Source organism: Acidobacteriota bacterium (genome assembly GCA_035471785.1).
Lineage (GTDB): Bacteria > Acidobacteriota > UBA6911 > RPQK01 > DATIPO01 > JANQFM01.
In genome coordinates, this window is record DATIPQ010000019.1 from 39,630 (window position 1) to 53,537 (window position 13,908).

Here is a 13,908-nt window from a genome sequence, read left to right on the forward strand (position 1 = left end):
TCGGGGCGGCAGCTATTTCATGAATTTAAGCCAGTCGGCTATGAAGTCGTTGATCTGGGGACGCTTGACGATGGCGTCGAGCATGCCGTGTTCAAGAAGAAATTCGCTGCGCTGAAATCCTTCCGGCAGCTTCTGGCGGATGGTCTGCTCGATGACCCTGGGGCCGGCGAATCCGATCAGCGCTTTGGGTTCGGCGATATTGAGATCTCCCAGCATGGCAAAACTGGCCGTCACACCGCCGGTGGTGGGGTCGGTCAAGAGCGAGATGTAGGGAAGGCGCTTTTCGTGCAGGCGCTGCAAGGCAGACGAAATCTTGGCCATCTGCATCAGCGACAAGGCCCCTTCCATCATGCGGGCGCCGCCGCTGGAAGAGACGATGACGAGGGGCTTCTTGGTCTTGAGGGCGCGTTCGATGGCGCGGGTGATCTTCTCTCCCACCACCGAACCCATGCTGCCGCCGATAAAGCGGTACTCCATAACCGAACAGACCAGCTCGTGCCCTCCCAGGGCGCCCACGGCGTTGACCACCGCCTCATTGTGTCCGGTGGCCTCGCGAGCCGCCTCCAGGCGCTCTTCGTAGTCTTTGCGGTCTTTGAAGTCGAGGGGATCGGCGGAACGCAAATGAGAGTCGAACTCCTCCCATTCGCCGTCATCCATCATGAAATCGAGGCGCAGGCGGGCTTCGATCTTGAAGTGATGTTCGCACTTGGGACAGGTGTGCAGGGAAGATTCCAGTTCTTTCTTCCAGATGACCTGCCGGCATCCCTCGCACTTGGTGAACAGTCCTTCGGTGCGCACACGGCGGTCTTCTTCGGCAGGGGGTTTGAGGGGGGTCTTCTTGCGCTGGAACCAAGACACTGCGTCATGATAGTCGATTCGAGGCCGGGATGTCGAGGCTAGCCGGGCATCAGCGCGAATCTCGACCCATCACGATGTGATAAAGCAGCACGGCGGCGGCCACCGACAGGTTGAGCGAATTGACCTGGCCCTTCATGGGCAAGGAGACCACCAAATCGCAATGTCTGCGCACCAGCGGACGCAGGCCCCGATGCTCGCCGCCTACTACCACGGCCAGAGGCAGGCTCGCGTCCACCTCTGCGATCCGGTGCTCTCCGTCGGCGTCAAGCCCCACCGTCCACAGTCCGGCGTCCTTGAGACGCTGCAGCGTTTGGGAGACGTTGCCGATCTGGGCGATCTTCAGGTGCATGGCGGCCCCCGCGCTGGCTTTGACTACGGTAGCGGTGAGAGAGGAGCTGCGCCGCTCGGGAAGCAATACTCCTTCGACGCCCGCCGCTTCGGCCGTGCGCAGCACCGCTCCCAGGTTGCGCGGGTCCTCCACGTTGTCGATCACCAGCAGCAAAGAGGGGTCCGACTGAAGGATTTCTTCCAGCCCCGCCAGCGCAACCTCGCCCAGGATGGCCACCACGTCCTGGTGATTTCCCTTGGGGGCCTGCCGCCTGAGGACGGCGGCCGACTCGAAACGGACGGGGACTCCCTGGCTGCGGGCCATCTTGACGATCTCGCCCAGGCGCGGGTTGCGCTTGCCCTTGGTCATGAGAATGCGTTGCAGGCGCTGGTCCTGGGAGGCCAAGGCTTCCCTGACGGGGTTGATGCCGCAGAGAATCATGAGCGGGCCTCGAGGACGGCGCGGACCCGCTGGCGCACCCCCACCACCGGATGAGCCAGCTTGAGATGCTTTCCTTTTTCCAGCAGCGACACCAACTGGTCGAGGGCAAGTCCCGAGGTGCGCAAGGTGAGCGCCACACGCAGGGGATGGAACAGGCTCTTGCCCCTGGCCCCGGTCCAGGATTTGACGGCGTTGACGGCGGCCTTGTAGGACTCCGCGTCGATATCGCCTTGCCCCTCCAGCTCCCGGTTCAGGGCCTCGATGACCTCCCAGGCGCCCTCTTCCTGCAAGGCCTCGCGGACTTCAGGGCGCTCCAGGCCGCGCTTGGGATGGAAGTCGAAGACGACCCGGCAGTGCTCGGGGACCTGATCGAGGCGGTCCACGTACTTGGCTATGGCCTCCCACAACTCGGCCAGCCACTCCAGTTGCCGGCTGCCCTCCTCGACTTCTCCCAGCCATCCATGCTGGCGCAGAAAGGGTGCCATCAGCTCGGCCACCTCCAGCGGCGGACGCTTCTTGAGGTGGCTGCGGTTGACCCAGTTGAGCTTCTCGGGATCGAAGGTGGCCGGGGACTTGTGGACCTTGCCCAGGTCGAACTGAGCGATCAGTTCCTCGGGCAGCAGGATCTCGTTGCCGTCGCCGGGAGGGGTCCAGCCTAAAAGCGCCAGGTAGTTGACCAGCGCCTCGGGCAGGTAGCCGCGGCGGCGAAACTCGTCCACCGAAGTGGCGCCATGACGCTTGGAGAGCTTATGTCCGTCGGTGCCTAAAATCGTAGACAGATGAGCGAACTCGGGCGGATCCAGATCGAGGGCCTCGTAGAGGAGGATCTGCTTGTGGGTATTGGTCAGATGCCCCTCGCCCCGAACCACGTGGGTGATGCCCATGCGGGCGTCGTCCACCACCACGGCAAAGTTGTATTGGGGAGAGCGGTCGGAACGCAGCAGCACGAAATCGGCGATGGTGGAGCAGTCGACTTCGACGGGACCGAAAACGCGGTCGACGAAGCCCACGCGTCCGCCCCTGACCTTGAAGCGCACGGTGGCCTGCTCACCGTCCTCGAGCCGCCGCCGAGCCTCCTCCGGATCGAGACTGCGGTCGCGTCCGATGTGGCGGGGCGGCTCGCCCTTGACTTGGCGGCGCCGGTCCTCCTCCAGCTCTTCGGGAGTGGCGAAGCAGTAGTAGGCGTGTCCCTCCTGCAAGAGGCGCTGAGCCGTTTCCTGATAGATGGCGTAGCGCTCGCTCTGGCGGTAGGGACCGGCATCTCCTCCGGCGCCGATGCCTTCGTCCCAATCCAGCCCCAGCCATTGCAGGTCGTCCAGCAGCGCCTCTTCAAAACGCTTCTCCGACCTTTCGGCGTCAGTGTCCTCTATGCGGACGATGTAGTCTCCATTTTTCTGGCGTGCGTAAAGCCAGTTGTAGAGCGCGGTTCTCACGTTGCCGACATGAAGATGCCCGGTGGGACTGGGCGCGAATCTGAGTCGTACCGACATGCAGCGAAGTATATCGAATTCGTCCGCTCGCCGAAGCCGCCGCCTTGCGCGGAGACCGCCCATTCCCGGATACTTCGGCCATCATGGATGCTCTGCAAGAAATGAGGGAACGGCTGGGCCGTATCGACCGCGACATTCTCAAGCTGGTGGCCCAGCGCCAGAAGCTGGCGCTGGAAATCGGCAAGCGCAAAATGGACCGGGGCGCTCCCACCCGCGACTACAAGCAAGAGAAGGAGGTGGTGGATCGGGCCAAGCAAATCGCCCTGGAGATGGGCCTGCAGGAGCAGACCGCCGAAAAGCTCTCCCTGTTGCTTATCGAGGCTTCGCTGACGGCTCAAGAACAAGAGCGGGTCAGCCTGTCGGGAGAAGGCCTGGGGCAGAGAGCGCTGGTGGTGGGGGGAGCCGGCAAGATGGGACGCTGGATGTGCCGCTTCCTGGCCTCCCAGGGGTACTCGGTGGAAGTCGCCGACCCGGCCGGATCGCCCGACGGCTTCCCCCATGTCGAGGAGTGGTCGTCGTCTCCCCTCGATCACGAAATCATCGTCCTGGCCGCACCCATGAAGGTCAGCAGCGAGATCCTCTCCAAAATGGCCGAAGATCCTCCCCGTGGACTGATCTTCGATATCGGCTCGCTCAAGAGTCCGCTCAGGGAGAGTCTGCGCAAGCTGGCGGCGGCGGGCGCCAGGGTGACCTCCATCCACCCCATGTTCGGACCCGACACCGAACTGCTCTCGCGGCGCCACGTGATATTCGTGGACGTAGGCGTCCCCCGCGCCACCCGGGAAGCCCGGCGGCTTTTCGAATCGACCATGGCCGTGCAAGTCGACACCGACCTGGAATCGCATGACCGCCTGATCGCTTACGTGCTGGGCCTCTCCCATGCCCTCAACATCGCCTTCGCCACCGCCCTGGCCGAGTCGCAGGAAGCCCTGCCCACCCTGGCCAAGCTGTCCAGCACGACCTTCGAATCGCAACTCGAGGTGGCCTCGCGGGTTTCCGAAGACAACCCCCACATGTACTTCGAGATTCAGTCGCTTAACGACTACGGTACCGAGTCGCTGGCGGCCCTGCTCTACGCGGTCGAACGCATCCGTTCGGCGGTGCTGGCCAAAGACGAGAGACAGTTCGTCAGTCTCATGACCAAGGGCCGGCGCTACCTGGAAGGCGCCGCCGCCCAACGCAAGGAAGAGTAGCGGCCGTGACGGCGGCAACCGTAGGAGGCGGAGCGGCGAACCGGCAGCATTCTCAGGATCGCCGCAAGGATGCGCCTCCCACCATTCATAGCGGTTGCCGGTACCCCTACCCCTCGACTTAGCCCGACTTAGCCCGCCGGGTACTCAGAACCTGCGAAAAGAATCAGCCACCCCCCAGGTTCAAGAAGTCTGCCCGGTTGCAGGACTGGTGGGAGGCGCATCCGTGCGGCGATCTAGACCAAAGTTCAAAAGGGCATAAAGGATTAAGGACCGGCTGACCCGTTGGCAGAAGGACAAACCGCTAAAATAGTCTCATGCCATTGCCCCCCATCCTATACCTCGCCCTCCTCGCCCTGCTGCCCTTGAGCGCCCAGGGCGCGCAGGAGCCGGCCCCATACGAAGGCGTTTCCATAGAGGCCAACCGGGGCGACCAACTGATCATCCGCAACCACCGGGGACGGGTGCAGGTGAGTCCGGGCAACGGCTCCCGGGTCGAGGTCCGCTACCTGAAACATGCAGCTCGAGAGGCCGAGGGGGACCTGCAAGTCCTGCTGGTGCGCCATCGTCACCGCATCATGCTGCACACCTACAACCTGGGAGATCCGGCAGCCTGGACCGATCTGCAAGTCCGCATTCCGGCCGATCTCGAGGTCAGCCTCAACTCCATCTCGGCCCAGGTGCATGTGCGGGAGCTGAAAGGGCTTGTGAAGGTGGAAACGCTGCGCGGCCCGGTCATCCTGGAAGACCTGCAGGCCGAAGTGCTGCGGGCCTATTCCAGGAGCGGGACCATCCGCCTGATCAGCCGCGTCCAGCCGGGGGAGACGGTGCAGTTGTCGACCGATTACGGTGAGGTCGAATGCGATCTGGCGTCGGGGCTTGACTTGCAACTCAGCGTTACCACAGGGGGCACCGTGAGTTGGGACGGATACCCCTCAGCCTTCGGCAAGCTGGAACGGAGCCTGGGCCGGGCCAAGCGGGCCTCCACCCTGCAGATCGCCAGCCACGCCGGCGACGTCTCCATCCGCCAGGGTGACGAAGCCCGCCTGCTCGAGGGCGGCGCCGACGAAGCTGGCCCTGCTGCCACGGACCGGCCTCCGCCCGTCCCGGCTTCCCAGCCGCCCGCCCTGCGTCCGCCGCAGCCCGAAGCTGCTCCTCAAGGTGCTGAGGGCGATCAGCAGGACGTTCCTGAGGAGGGGGTTTTCCGCGTCAACGTCGACCGCGTCAGGCTCAACGCCGTGGTACGGCACCAGGAGACGGGCGCCCTGCAAGCCGGGCTGAAGGCCGAAGACTTCCGCCTGTGGGAGGACGGAGTCGAGCAGCCCCTGACCAACTTCATGTCCGGCCAGGAGCCCTTTCACCTGCTCTTGCTGCTGGATGTCAGCGGCTCCACCGCCGACTATATCCGTCTGCTGCGCCAGGCCACCGTCAGGTTCATCGAGCAGATGCGCCCCAGCGACCGCATCGCGGTGGCCACCTTCAGCCAGCAGGTGCGATGGATATCGGGATTCACTCAAGACCGCGAACTGCTCAAGCGGGCCGTCCGCCGCCTGCGTCCCGAAGGAGCCACCGCCCTCTATGAAGCGGTCCACCAGGCCTTGGGCAGGCTGGGTCAGATCGAAGGACGCAAGGCACTGGTGATTTTCAGCGACGGAGTGGACGACTCGCTGCTGGGCGATTTCGAGTCCGCCCCCGACCGCACCTTCCTGGAAACCTACCAGGCGGCGCTGGAATCGGATTCGATTCTCTACACCATCCACCTCGACACCCAGGATTTCTACGGGTCGGCTCTGGAGGTTTACGGCAACGTCATCGCCGAAATGGCCTATCGCGAAGCCCGCGGTCAACTGCGGCGGCTGGCTCAACTGACGGGAGGACGTCTCTACCAGCCCAGCAACGCCGGCCAGCTTTCCCCCGCCTATGAGGAGATAGCCGAGGAACTGCGCAGCCTCTACACGCTGGCCTACCAGCCTCCCTCCTCTCCCTCGGCGGCCTACAAGCGCATCCAGGTCAAGGTGGCCGGACGGCCTCAACTGGCGGTTCGCCATCGTCGCGGATACTACTGAAGGCGCTCGTCAGGGCCGGCAGAGTTTGGCCCGCAAGCACAGAGTACGATACATTTCCACTTCGAATATGACGAAACACTTCAAACAAGTGCGTTTCGGCAAGCGCCTGCGCGAGGCGGCCTCGGACCCGCGTTTCTTCGAGCAGGTTCACGTCGTCTTCGGCGGAACCGGGGCCGTGGGCGGAGCCATGGCTATGGGCGTGCTCGACTTTTATCGGGAAGCGTTGCGTCACGGGAAACAGGAGGCCGCACCCCACCTGGTGCTGACTGGACATACCCACCGCGAGATACGCGACTTTACCCAAAGCCTCTTCGGCATTCATGAACGCGACTACGGGTGCAAGCCCGAACGCATACCGGAAGTGGGCTACCGCATGGCTTCGGGAGCCGTTATCGAACTGGAAACGCTGTCAATCGACCCCTCCATCCCGGAGATGAAGAACGCGGCCCGCAAGCGCGCCGAAGAGGTGGAGGCCGCCGCCAAGGCCTTCCAGGAGCGCCGTGGGGTCAAGCCGGACGCCTCCATCGAAGAGCGCGTTCAGGTGCTGGCCGAGGCCCTGCAGGCGCAGAGCGCGCATCCCTTCACCAGCTTCCTGCAGGATTTCCGGGGCCGCCGCGGGCTGCCCCGCGAGGGGCGGAGATTTCAGAGCGTGGTGGTCTCCATTCCCCTGGCCAGCGTTGCCACCTATCAGCTCGGCGATCTGGAAAGCTTCGCCGCCGCCATGGGCATACCCGAAGGCAAGCTGCTCTCGGATCTGAAGGAAGTTTACCTGCGGGTCTTCCCCGAGGATCTGGGACACATTTCCCGCCAACTGGCCGAGGAGGTGCTGGTGGCCCACACCACCGGCATCGGAGGCATGTACGACGAAGACCCGGAGGGCGTACGGACCATCCGCCTGGGCTTCGCACACAGCGGGTCGCAGGAAATGCTGCGCACCAAGCAGGTTTTCGCCGAGAAACTGACCGACCTTTACGCCGAGCGGGGGATCCGCATGCTGGTGACCGCCGCCGCCATCGGAATCGACGCCATCCTGCACAAGAAGTCGCCTCCCGTCCAGTCGGCAGCTCGGGGCAAGCTGGCCAAGGCCATGCGGGCCGGCCACGAGGTGATTCCCCAGGCCGACTACGACGGGGGCACCATCCACGTCTATCCGCCTGAGCACGTAGAAATCTCCAATCCCAGCCACCGTGAGCTGGCCTTCAGCGCGGGCGCGCCGCTGGTTTGCGATTACGTGATCAAGAGCGGCGAGAACGGCTATTTCAGCGTCCCCAACGCCGACGCCCTCTACCGGGTGATGCGGGTCGCCTCGGCCAGCGAGTTGGGATTCACCCTGGCCCGCACAGCCGTCTTCGGAGACGATCCCCAGGCGCCCCGCTTCGTCGACAACGTCTGCTACTACACAGAGACCGACAACTCGCGCCAGGTCTTCGACTTGCTGCAACAGCAGCCCCTGCGCTTGAACCAAACCACCGGACTCCAGGCCAAGGCCCTGCAGGACCTGGGATCGCCCAAACATCAGGCCGAATTGCATTTGCTGGGCCTGCTCATCTTGCTCCATCGCCTCAGGACGCTCGATTTTTCCTCCATCGAGCAGCACGTCGACCTGGAGTATTTCGATCCCAACGGCTATTTCGAAGCCCACAGCCGTCCGCTGACGCTGGACCGCGTGGCCGACTGGGATCCCCTGAAGCTGGCCCAACAACTGAAGATCCTGGTGACGGCCCGGGACGAACACGACCTGGAAGGTCTGCGCAGCATCGATTTCCCCCATCATCAGAGGCGCGAGGCGGCCTGGCGCATCCTCAGGGCGGTGCTGCGGGCGGTTTGGGCCATCCCCTCGTTGGGCTCGCCCATCCTTTACCAGGAAGAGGACAAGACCATGATCGCCGCCGGATACTTCCTGGCGCCTATCGACAGGGTGTGGGCTCATGACTACGGGCTCATCAGCTACTTGCGCGAGGAGTATCGCAAGGCCGAGACGGCGCTTGGCCGCGGCCGGGGGATCTCGAGCGACGAGGACTTCCAGCGTTTTTGCGAGTTTCACTTCGCCAACGGGTTCGTCGACCTGCGTCCTCAGGCCACTTTGGTGACCGCCCTCAGCCATCAGGAAGACCTGCGCGGCAAGGTTCACGTTCACCCCGACGAGGACTCGCTGCGTCAGGCCCTCAATGAGCTGGAGCCTTATTCCTACTTCACTAGCAGCGGACTGGTGGCTCTGCTCCTGCGCCTCAAGGGACTGGCCCGCTGGGCCCGCCAGCTCAACTACGAACTGGGCACGGCCAACGGCTTCCGCGTCCACTTCGTCTACGACGAGACGGGACGCGCCCTGCTGGTCCCCGGCGTGGTGGAGGCCTTCCGCATGGTCTCGGAGGGACTGGAGAAGAACACGGGCACCGAAATGCTGGACGGATACTGGGGCTACGAATGAGCAAGTTGCACCCCGATTTCAACTGGAAGCAGGCAGCCCGGCTGATCCTCACCTCGCGACGCATCGACGAGGTGGAGGAAACCCGCCTGGTGCCCGAGAAAAAGGTGCTCTACCAGTTTTCGGCCCGCGGCCATGAACTCATCCAGGTGCTGCTGGGGAGCCTGCTCGATCATCCCCACGATGCCGCCAGCGCCTACTACCGCTCGCGTCCTCTGCTGCTGACGCTGGGCGTGGAAGTGGAGGACGCCATGGCGGGCCCGCTCATGCGCAGCGGAGGCTACAGCGGCGGACGCGACATCGGGGTGGTCTGCAACAAACCCTCCAGCGCGGGCGGGCAGGGGGTCACAGTCCTGCCCATGTCGGGCGACGTGGGCTCGCAGTACACGCCCGCCGCCGGATGGGCCCAATCCATCCTCTACCGCCGCGACGTGCTTGAGGACGAAGCATGGAACGGAGCGGTCACGGTAGTGCTGGGCGGGGAAGGATCGGTGGCCACCAACGGCTTCTGGTCCAGCCTGACCATGGCCACGACGCTCAAGCTGCCGCTGCTTTTCTTCATCGAAGACAACGGCTACGCCATCTCGGTTCCGGCCCATTTGCAGACCCCCGGCGGAAACATCGCCGCTAATCTGGAGTCCTTCGGCAATCTCTCCGTGCTGGAAGGCGACGGCACCGACCCTTATGACTGCGCCGGCAAGATCAAGCAGGCCGTCGAACAGGTGCGCGGCGGGGAGGGACCGGCCCTGATCCGCCTCACCGTCCCCCGCCTGAGCGGACATTCGGGCCAGGACACCCAAGCCTACAAGAGCAGCGAAGAAGTCGAAAAAGAGCGTGAGAGCGACCCGCTGGAGCGGCTCAAGCAGGCGCTGATCCCCTCGCTGCTCTCCGACGACGAGTGGAAGGTGCTGACAGCCGAGGTCGAGGAAGCCGTGGAAGAGGCTCTGGAGAAGGCGCTCGAGCGTCCTCAACCCGAACCTTCGAGCGTCAAGCGCTATCTCTTCGCCGAGGAGGCCCCTGACGGGTCCGTCGAATCCTCGCAGCAAGGCGGACTGGCGGCCGAGGGACACCAGTTTCCAGATTCCTCCAGCGAGCCGCAGCCCGAGGGCAACCGCATCAACATGCTCACCGCCATCCGCAAGACGCTGCAAGCCGAACTCGAAAGCAATCCCAAACTGCTCGTCTTCGGCGAGGACGTGGGGCCCAAGGGAGGCGTCCACGCCGCCACCATGGGCTTGCAGGAGGCCTTCGGCTGCCAGCGCGTCTTCGACACCAGCCTGAGCGAAGAAGGCATCATCGGACGCTCGGTGGGCATGGCCCTGGCCGGACTCATGCCGGTGGCCGAAATCCAGTTCCGCAAGTATGCCGATCCCGCCGCCGAGCAGCTCAACAACTGCGGCACCTTGCGCTGGCGGACCAACAACCGCTTCGCCGCGCCCATCGTGGTGCGAATGCCGGGAGGCTACTTCAAGTGCGGGGACCCCTGGCACAGCGTCTCGGGCGAGGTCCTCTGGGCCCACGCCCCCGGATGGCAGGTGGCCATGCCTTCGAATGCCGAGGACGCGGTGGGACTGCTGCGGGCCGCCATGCGCTCGCCCAATCCCACCATCTTCTTCGAGCACCGCTACCTGCTCGATGCCCCCGTAGCCCGGCGTCCCTACCCCGGCGACCAATATCTGCTGCCTTTCGGACAGGCCGCCCATTTGAGCGAGGGAGATCAATTGACCATCGTGACCTGGGGCGCCATGGTGGAGCGTTGCATGCAAGCGGTGGAACAGTCGGGCAAGGACTGTCACCTGATCGACCTGCGCACCATCTCTCCCTGGGACCAGGAGGCGGTGGTGGAATCGGTGCGCCGCACCATGCGCTGCCTCATCGTCCACGAGGACGGACAGACCGCCGGTTTCGGAGCCGAAATCGCCGCCGTCCTCACCAAGGAGGCCTTTTTCCGCCTCGACGCACCCATTGAACGCATGGCCGTCCCCGACCTGCCCATCCCCCACAACGTGGGACTGATGACCGCCATCCTCCCGGGTGTCGACGCCATCGCCCAGAAGATCGTGGATTTGGTTGAATTTTAACCTCCGGTAGAATGCTCCTATGCCTCAACACGTCAACGTCATCGTTCCAGAGGACAGCCAGGAAGGCACCGAAACCGCCGTCTCGGCCTGGATGAAGGAAGTTGGAGATCGAGTCGAGAAAGACGAGCCCCTGTTGGAGCTGAGCACCGACAAGGTCAACATCGAAGTCGCCGCCCCTCAATCGGGACGCCTGGAGGAGATCCTGGCCAAGGCCGGCGAGTCGGTCGAGCCCGGCCAGGTGCTGGGCCGCATCTCGCTGGAGGCTGAGGCCGAGGCCGGCGATGGCGCCGCCGCTAAGCCGCGAAAGCCGCAAGGTCACTGGGGACTTCAAGACTCCACGCCGGAGGCGGGCTTTTCGGCAGGACAAGCAGAGGAGGCCCGGCAAAGGCTGAGTAAGGAAGAACGCCTCAGTCCCGCCGTACGCCGCCTGGTTAAGGAGCACGGACTCGACGTCAGCCGCATCCCCGGCAGCGGACGCGGAGGGCGGGTTACCTTCGCCGACGCCCAAAGCTATCTGCAAGGCGCTTCAGCCCGCAGCGCCGCCGAGCAGCCCGGACGCGTGGCCGGCGACGGCGACGAACCGGTGGTGGTCTCGCGTTCTGACGAAGGCGTGGGGCACCGCTTCGTCCCCCACACCACCATGCGCCGCAAGATCGCCTCCCACATGGTGCAGAGCATGCTAGAGACGGCCCCCCACGTCACGGCCGTCTTCGAGGCCGACCTGACCCGGGTGGCCGAGCACATGGCCGCCAACCGCGACGACTTCCTCAAACGCGGCGCCAAGCTCACCTATACGGCCTATTTCGTGGACGCCGCCGTCCAGGCCTTGCAGGCCGTCCCCGAGATCAACTCGCGCTGGCACGACGACGGACTGGAGATCTTCGCCGACTGCAATATCGGCATCGCGGCCGCCGTCAAGGGCGGATTAGTCGTCCCCGTCATCCGCCAGGCTCAATCGCGCAGCCTCTTCGGCATGGCCCAGAAGCTGCAAGACCTGACCGAGCGCGCCCGCAAGGGCAAACTGACCGAAGAGGAAATGCGCTACGGCACCTTCACCATCACCAACCACGGCGTCAGCGGCAGCCTCATCGCCACCCCCATCATCAACCAGCCCCAAAGCGCCATCCTGGGCGTTGGAAAGATCGAAAAGCGCCCCGTCGTCAAAGAAACCCAACACGGCGACGCCCTCTTCATCCGCCCCATGGCCTATGTGACACTGACCATCGACCACCGCGCCCTAGACGGCTTCCAAGCCAACTCCTTCCTGAGCATCTTCTCCCAAGCGCTGCAGCAATGGTAAATGCCTCCCGCGTTGAAGAACGGGATTCGAATACTCCTTGACCCTCACCACCGCTCGACCTTCTGTTTTCTCAACTATTTTGATGGTTGCCAAAAGATACTCAATTATGGTATCTTGTGAACAGTCTAGTTTCTGGCAACAGCCGAAGAAAAGTCTAGTGTAAACATAGCTTCAAGACGATTCCAGGATATCGACGGTGAAGTCAATCTACATCATTAATCCGAGGTCAGACTTCCCGACCTACTACGGGGCCGAGGTCTTCGCGGCATCAGGCCTGCCCAATCGGACCCTCATCGCCGACTTGGCGACCGTGACTTTGGCAGCCTTGGTTCCAGACGGGCTTAGAGTCGAGTTATGCGATGAGAACCTATCGCCGATCCGATACGACGCTGATGTCGACTTTGTCGCCATCACAGGAAAGATCACTCAATCGGCCTCCATGAAGCGGATCGCCTCGCAGTTTCGCGATCGGGGACGCACCGTGCTCATTGGAGGACCATACGCTTCCCTCAGCCCCAGGGAACTGCGCCCCTACTGCGACATTCTGGTAAGAGGAGAAATAGAGGGCATTTCGCAAGAGCTATTCGGCGATCTTATGGCGGATTCTTGGAAAGACGAATACCGGGGAGGGCGTCCGGATCTCACTTTATGTCCAAGACCTGCGTGGGGCCTGTATCCCAACTCTGCGGCTTTGTTAGGAGCGGTCCAAACCTCGCGCGGGTGTCCATTTGAATGCGAGTTCTGCGACGTTATTCAGTATCTGGGACGGAAACAGCGCCATAAGCCGGTTGCCCAGGTCCTGGCGGAATTAGATCAAGTCTATGGGCACGGGTACCGTCACATCTTTCTCGCAGACGACAATTTCACAGTTCATCGAAGCCGGGCCAAGGAGTTGTTGGTGGCGATCAGGGACTGGCAGACAAGAAAAGGGAAGGCTCTCACTTTGTATACCCAGGTGTCGATCGACGCAGCCCGCGATGAGGAACTGCTGCGAATGTGCGCCGAAGCAGGACTTACAAGCGTCTTCATCGGCATCGAAACTCCCAACGAAGACAGTCTCAGAGAAAGTCGGAAACGCCAGAACCTGAACATCGAACTGCTCAACGAAATCGGGCGTTTCCTTGAGCACGGAATCGCGGTCAGCGGGGGAATGATCGTCGGCTTTGACTCCGACGGCCTGGATATCTTCGAGACTCAGTACCGGTTCGCGATGGCCTCCCCCATTCCGATCTTCAGTCTCGGAGCTTTAGTGGCTCCCGAAGCCACGCCTTTGCACGCCCGCATGAAAGAGGCTGGCCGCTTGGTCGGAGGCTCTGAGGTGGCGGCATCACCTTGGAGCACCAACATCAGCCCTTTGCAGATGAGCCGCCGCCAATTAATAGCAGGCCTGCGTGACCTCTGCGAACGCCTCTATCACCCCTCGGCGTTCGCTCGTCGCGTTCTCCACTTCGCTCAAGGCTTCAGGCCCAGGATCCGGCAAGGGGCTCACGCCTGCCCGGCCGAGGACCTTTCGTCCCACGATCCCCAGGTTTGGCGGCTCTTGGGCCGACTGTCAGCCAGGGGGCCGGAAGAAGCACTCATGTGGTCGAAGGTGAAGAAAGTACTGGCCGACAATCGGGAAGCTCGAAGACTGGTGATATCGATGTTGATGCAGTACGCCCAGATTCTCTACATGTATGAAGCTGCCGGACTGAGGGGGACTACGGCGATCGAAGGCAGTTCGGTTGGC

General features: G+C 63.2%; 9 protein-coding genes. 6 read left to right on the top strand and 3 right to left on the bottom strand.

What is annotated here, in order from left to right; translation table 11 throughout:
• Nucleotides 1–12: 12 nt before the first annotated feature.
• The 3 genes from accD to gltX are packed head-to-tail and all read right to left on the bottom strand — an operon-like array spanning nt 13 to nt 3,117.
• A complete protein-coding gene (gene accD / locus VLU25_03650; protein ID HSR67013.1) occupies nt 13–858 on the bottom strand; it encodes an acetyl-CoA carboxylase, carboxyltransferase subunit beta in 846 nt (281 codons plus the stop codon).
• Between the two features lie 49 nt (nt 859–907).
• Complete coding sequence (gene rlmB, locus VLU25_03655) at nt 908–1,627, bottom strand: 23S rRNA (guanosine(2251)-2'-O)-methyltransferase RlmB (protein ID HSR67014.1); 720 nt, start codon at nt 1,625–1,627, stop codon at nt 908–910.
• Nucleotides 1,624–3,117: a glutamate--tRNA ligase gene (gene gltX / locus VLU25_03660; protein HSR67015.1), complete on the bottom strand. Its 1,494-nt coding sequence runs from the start codon at nt 3,115–3,117 to the stop codon at nt 1,624–1,626. The genes rlmB and gltX overlap by 4 nt, the downstream gene beginning before the upstream one ends.
• 83 nt (nt 3,118–3,200) lie before the next feature.
• Here gltX and VLU25_03665 point away from each other — a divergent pair, with 83 nt between their 5' ends.
• The 6 genes from VLU25_03665 to VLU25_03690 all read left to right on the top strand — a co-directional run.
• Nucleotides 3,201–4,310: a bifunctional chorismate mutase/prephenate dehydrogenase gene (locus VLU25_03665; GenBank protein ID HSR67016.1), complete on the top strand. Its 1,110-nt coding sequence runs from the start codon at nt 3,201–3,203 to the stop codon at nt 4,308–4,310.
• Between the two features lie 314 nt (nt 4,311–4,624).
• A complete protein-coding gene (locus VLU25_03670; GenBank protein HSR67017.1) occupies nt 4,625–6,373 on the top strand; it encodes a VWA domain-containing protein in 1,749 nt (582 codons plus the stop codon).
• Nucleotides 6,374–6,440: 67 nt separating this feature from the next.
• Nucleotides 6,441–8,801, top strand: coding sequence for a hypothetical protein (locus VLU25_03675; GenBank protein HSR67018.1), 2,361 nt, complete (start codon nt 6,441–6,443; stop codon nt 8,799–8,801).
• Nucleotides 8,798–10,879, top strand: a complete 2,082-nt coding sequence (locus VLU25_03680; GenBank protein HSR67019.1) for a thiamine pyrophosphate-dependent enzyme — start codon at nt 8,798–8,800, stop codon at nt 10,877–10,879. The genes VLU25_03675 and VLU25_03680 overlap by 4 nt, the downstream gene beginning before the upstream one ends.
• Nucleotides 10,880–10,898: 19 nt before the next feature.
• Entirely contained in the window at nt 10,899–12,179 is a 1,281-nt protein-coding gene (locus tag VLU25_03685) for a 2-oxo acid dehydrogenase subunit E2 (GenBank protein HSR67020.1), read from the top strand.
• A gap of 196 nt (nt 12,180–12,375) precedes the next feature.
• Nucleotides 12,376–13,908: radical SAM protein (locus VLU25_03690; protein HSR67021.1), on the top strand; the 1,533-nt coding region annotated here is incomplete at its 3' end.

Bases quoted from the DNA above. Each gene is read 5' to 3' on its own strand.
- rlmB (HSR67014.1), bottom strand. From the start codon at position 1,627: ATGATTCTCTGCGGCATCAACCCCGTCAGGGAAGCCTTGGCCTCCCAG.
- gltX (HSR67015.1), bottom strand. From the start codon at position 3,117: ATGTCGGTACGACTCAGATTCGCGCCCAGTCCCACCGGGCATCTTCAT.
- VLU25_03665 (HSR67016.1), top strand. From the start codon at position 3,201: ATGGATGCTCTGCAAGAAATGAGGGAACGGCTGGGCCGTATCGACCGC.
- VLU25_03670 (HSR67017.1), top strand. From the start codon at position 4,625: ATGCCATTGCCCCCCATCCTATACCTCGCCCTCCTCGCCCTGCTGCCC.
- VLU25_03675 (HSR67018.1), top strand. From the start codon at position 6,441: ATGACGAAACACTTCAAACAAGTGCGTTTCGGCAAGCGCCTGCGCGAG.
- VLU25_03680 (HSR67019.1), top strand. From the start codon at position 8,798: ATGAGCAAGTTGCACCCCGATTTCAACTGGAAGCAGGCAGCCCGGCTG.
- VLU25_03685 (HSR67020.1), top strand. From the start codon at position 10,899: ATGCCTCAACACGTCAACGTCATCGTTCCAGAGGACAGCCAGGAAGGC.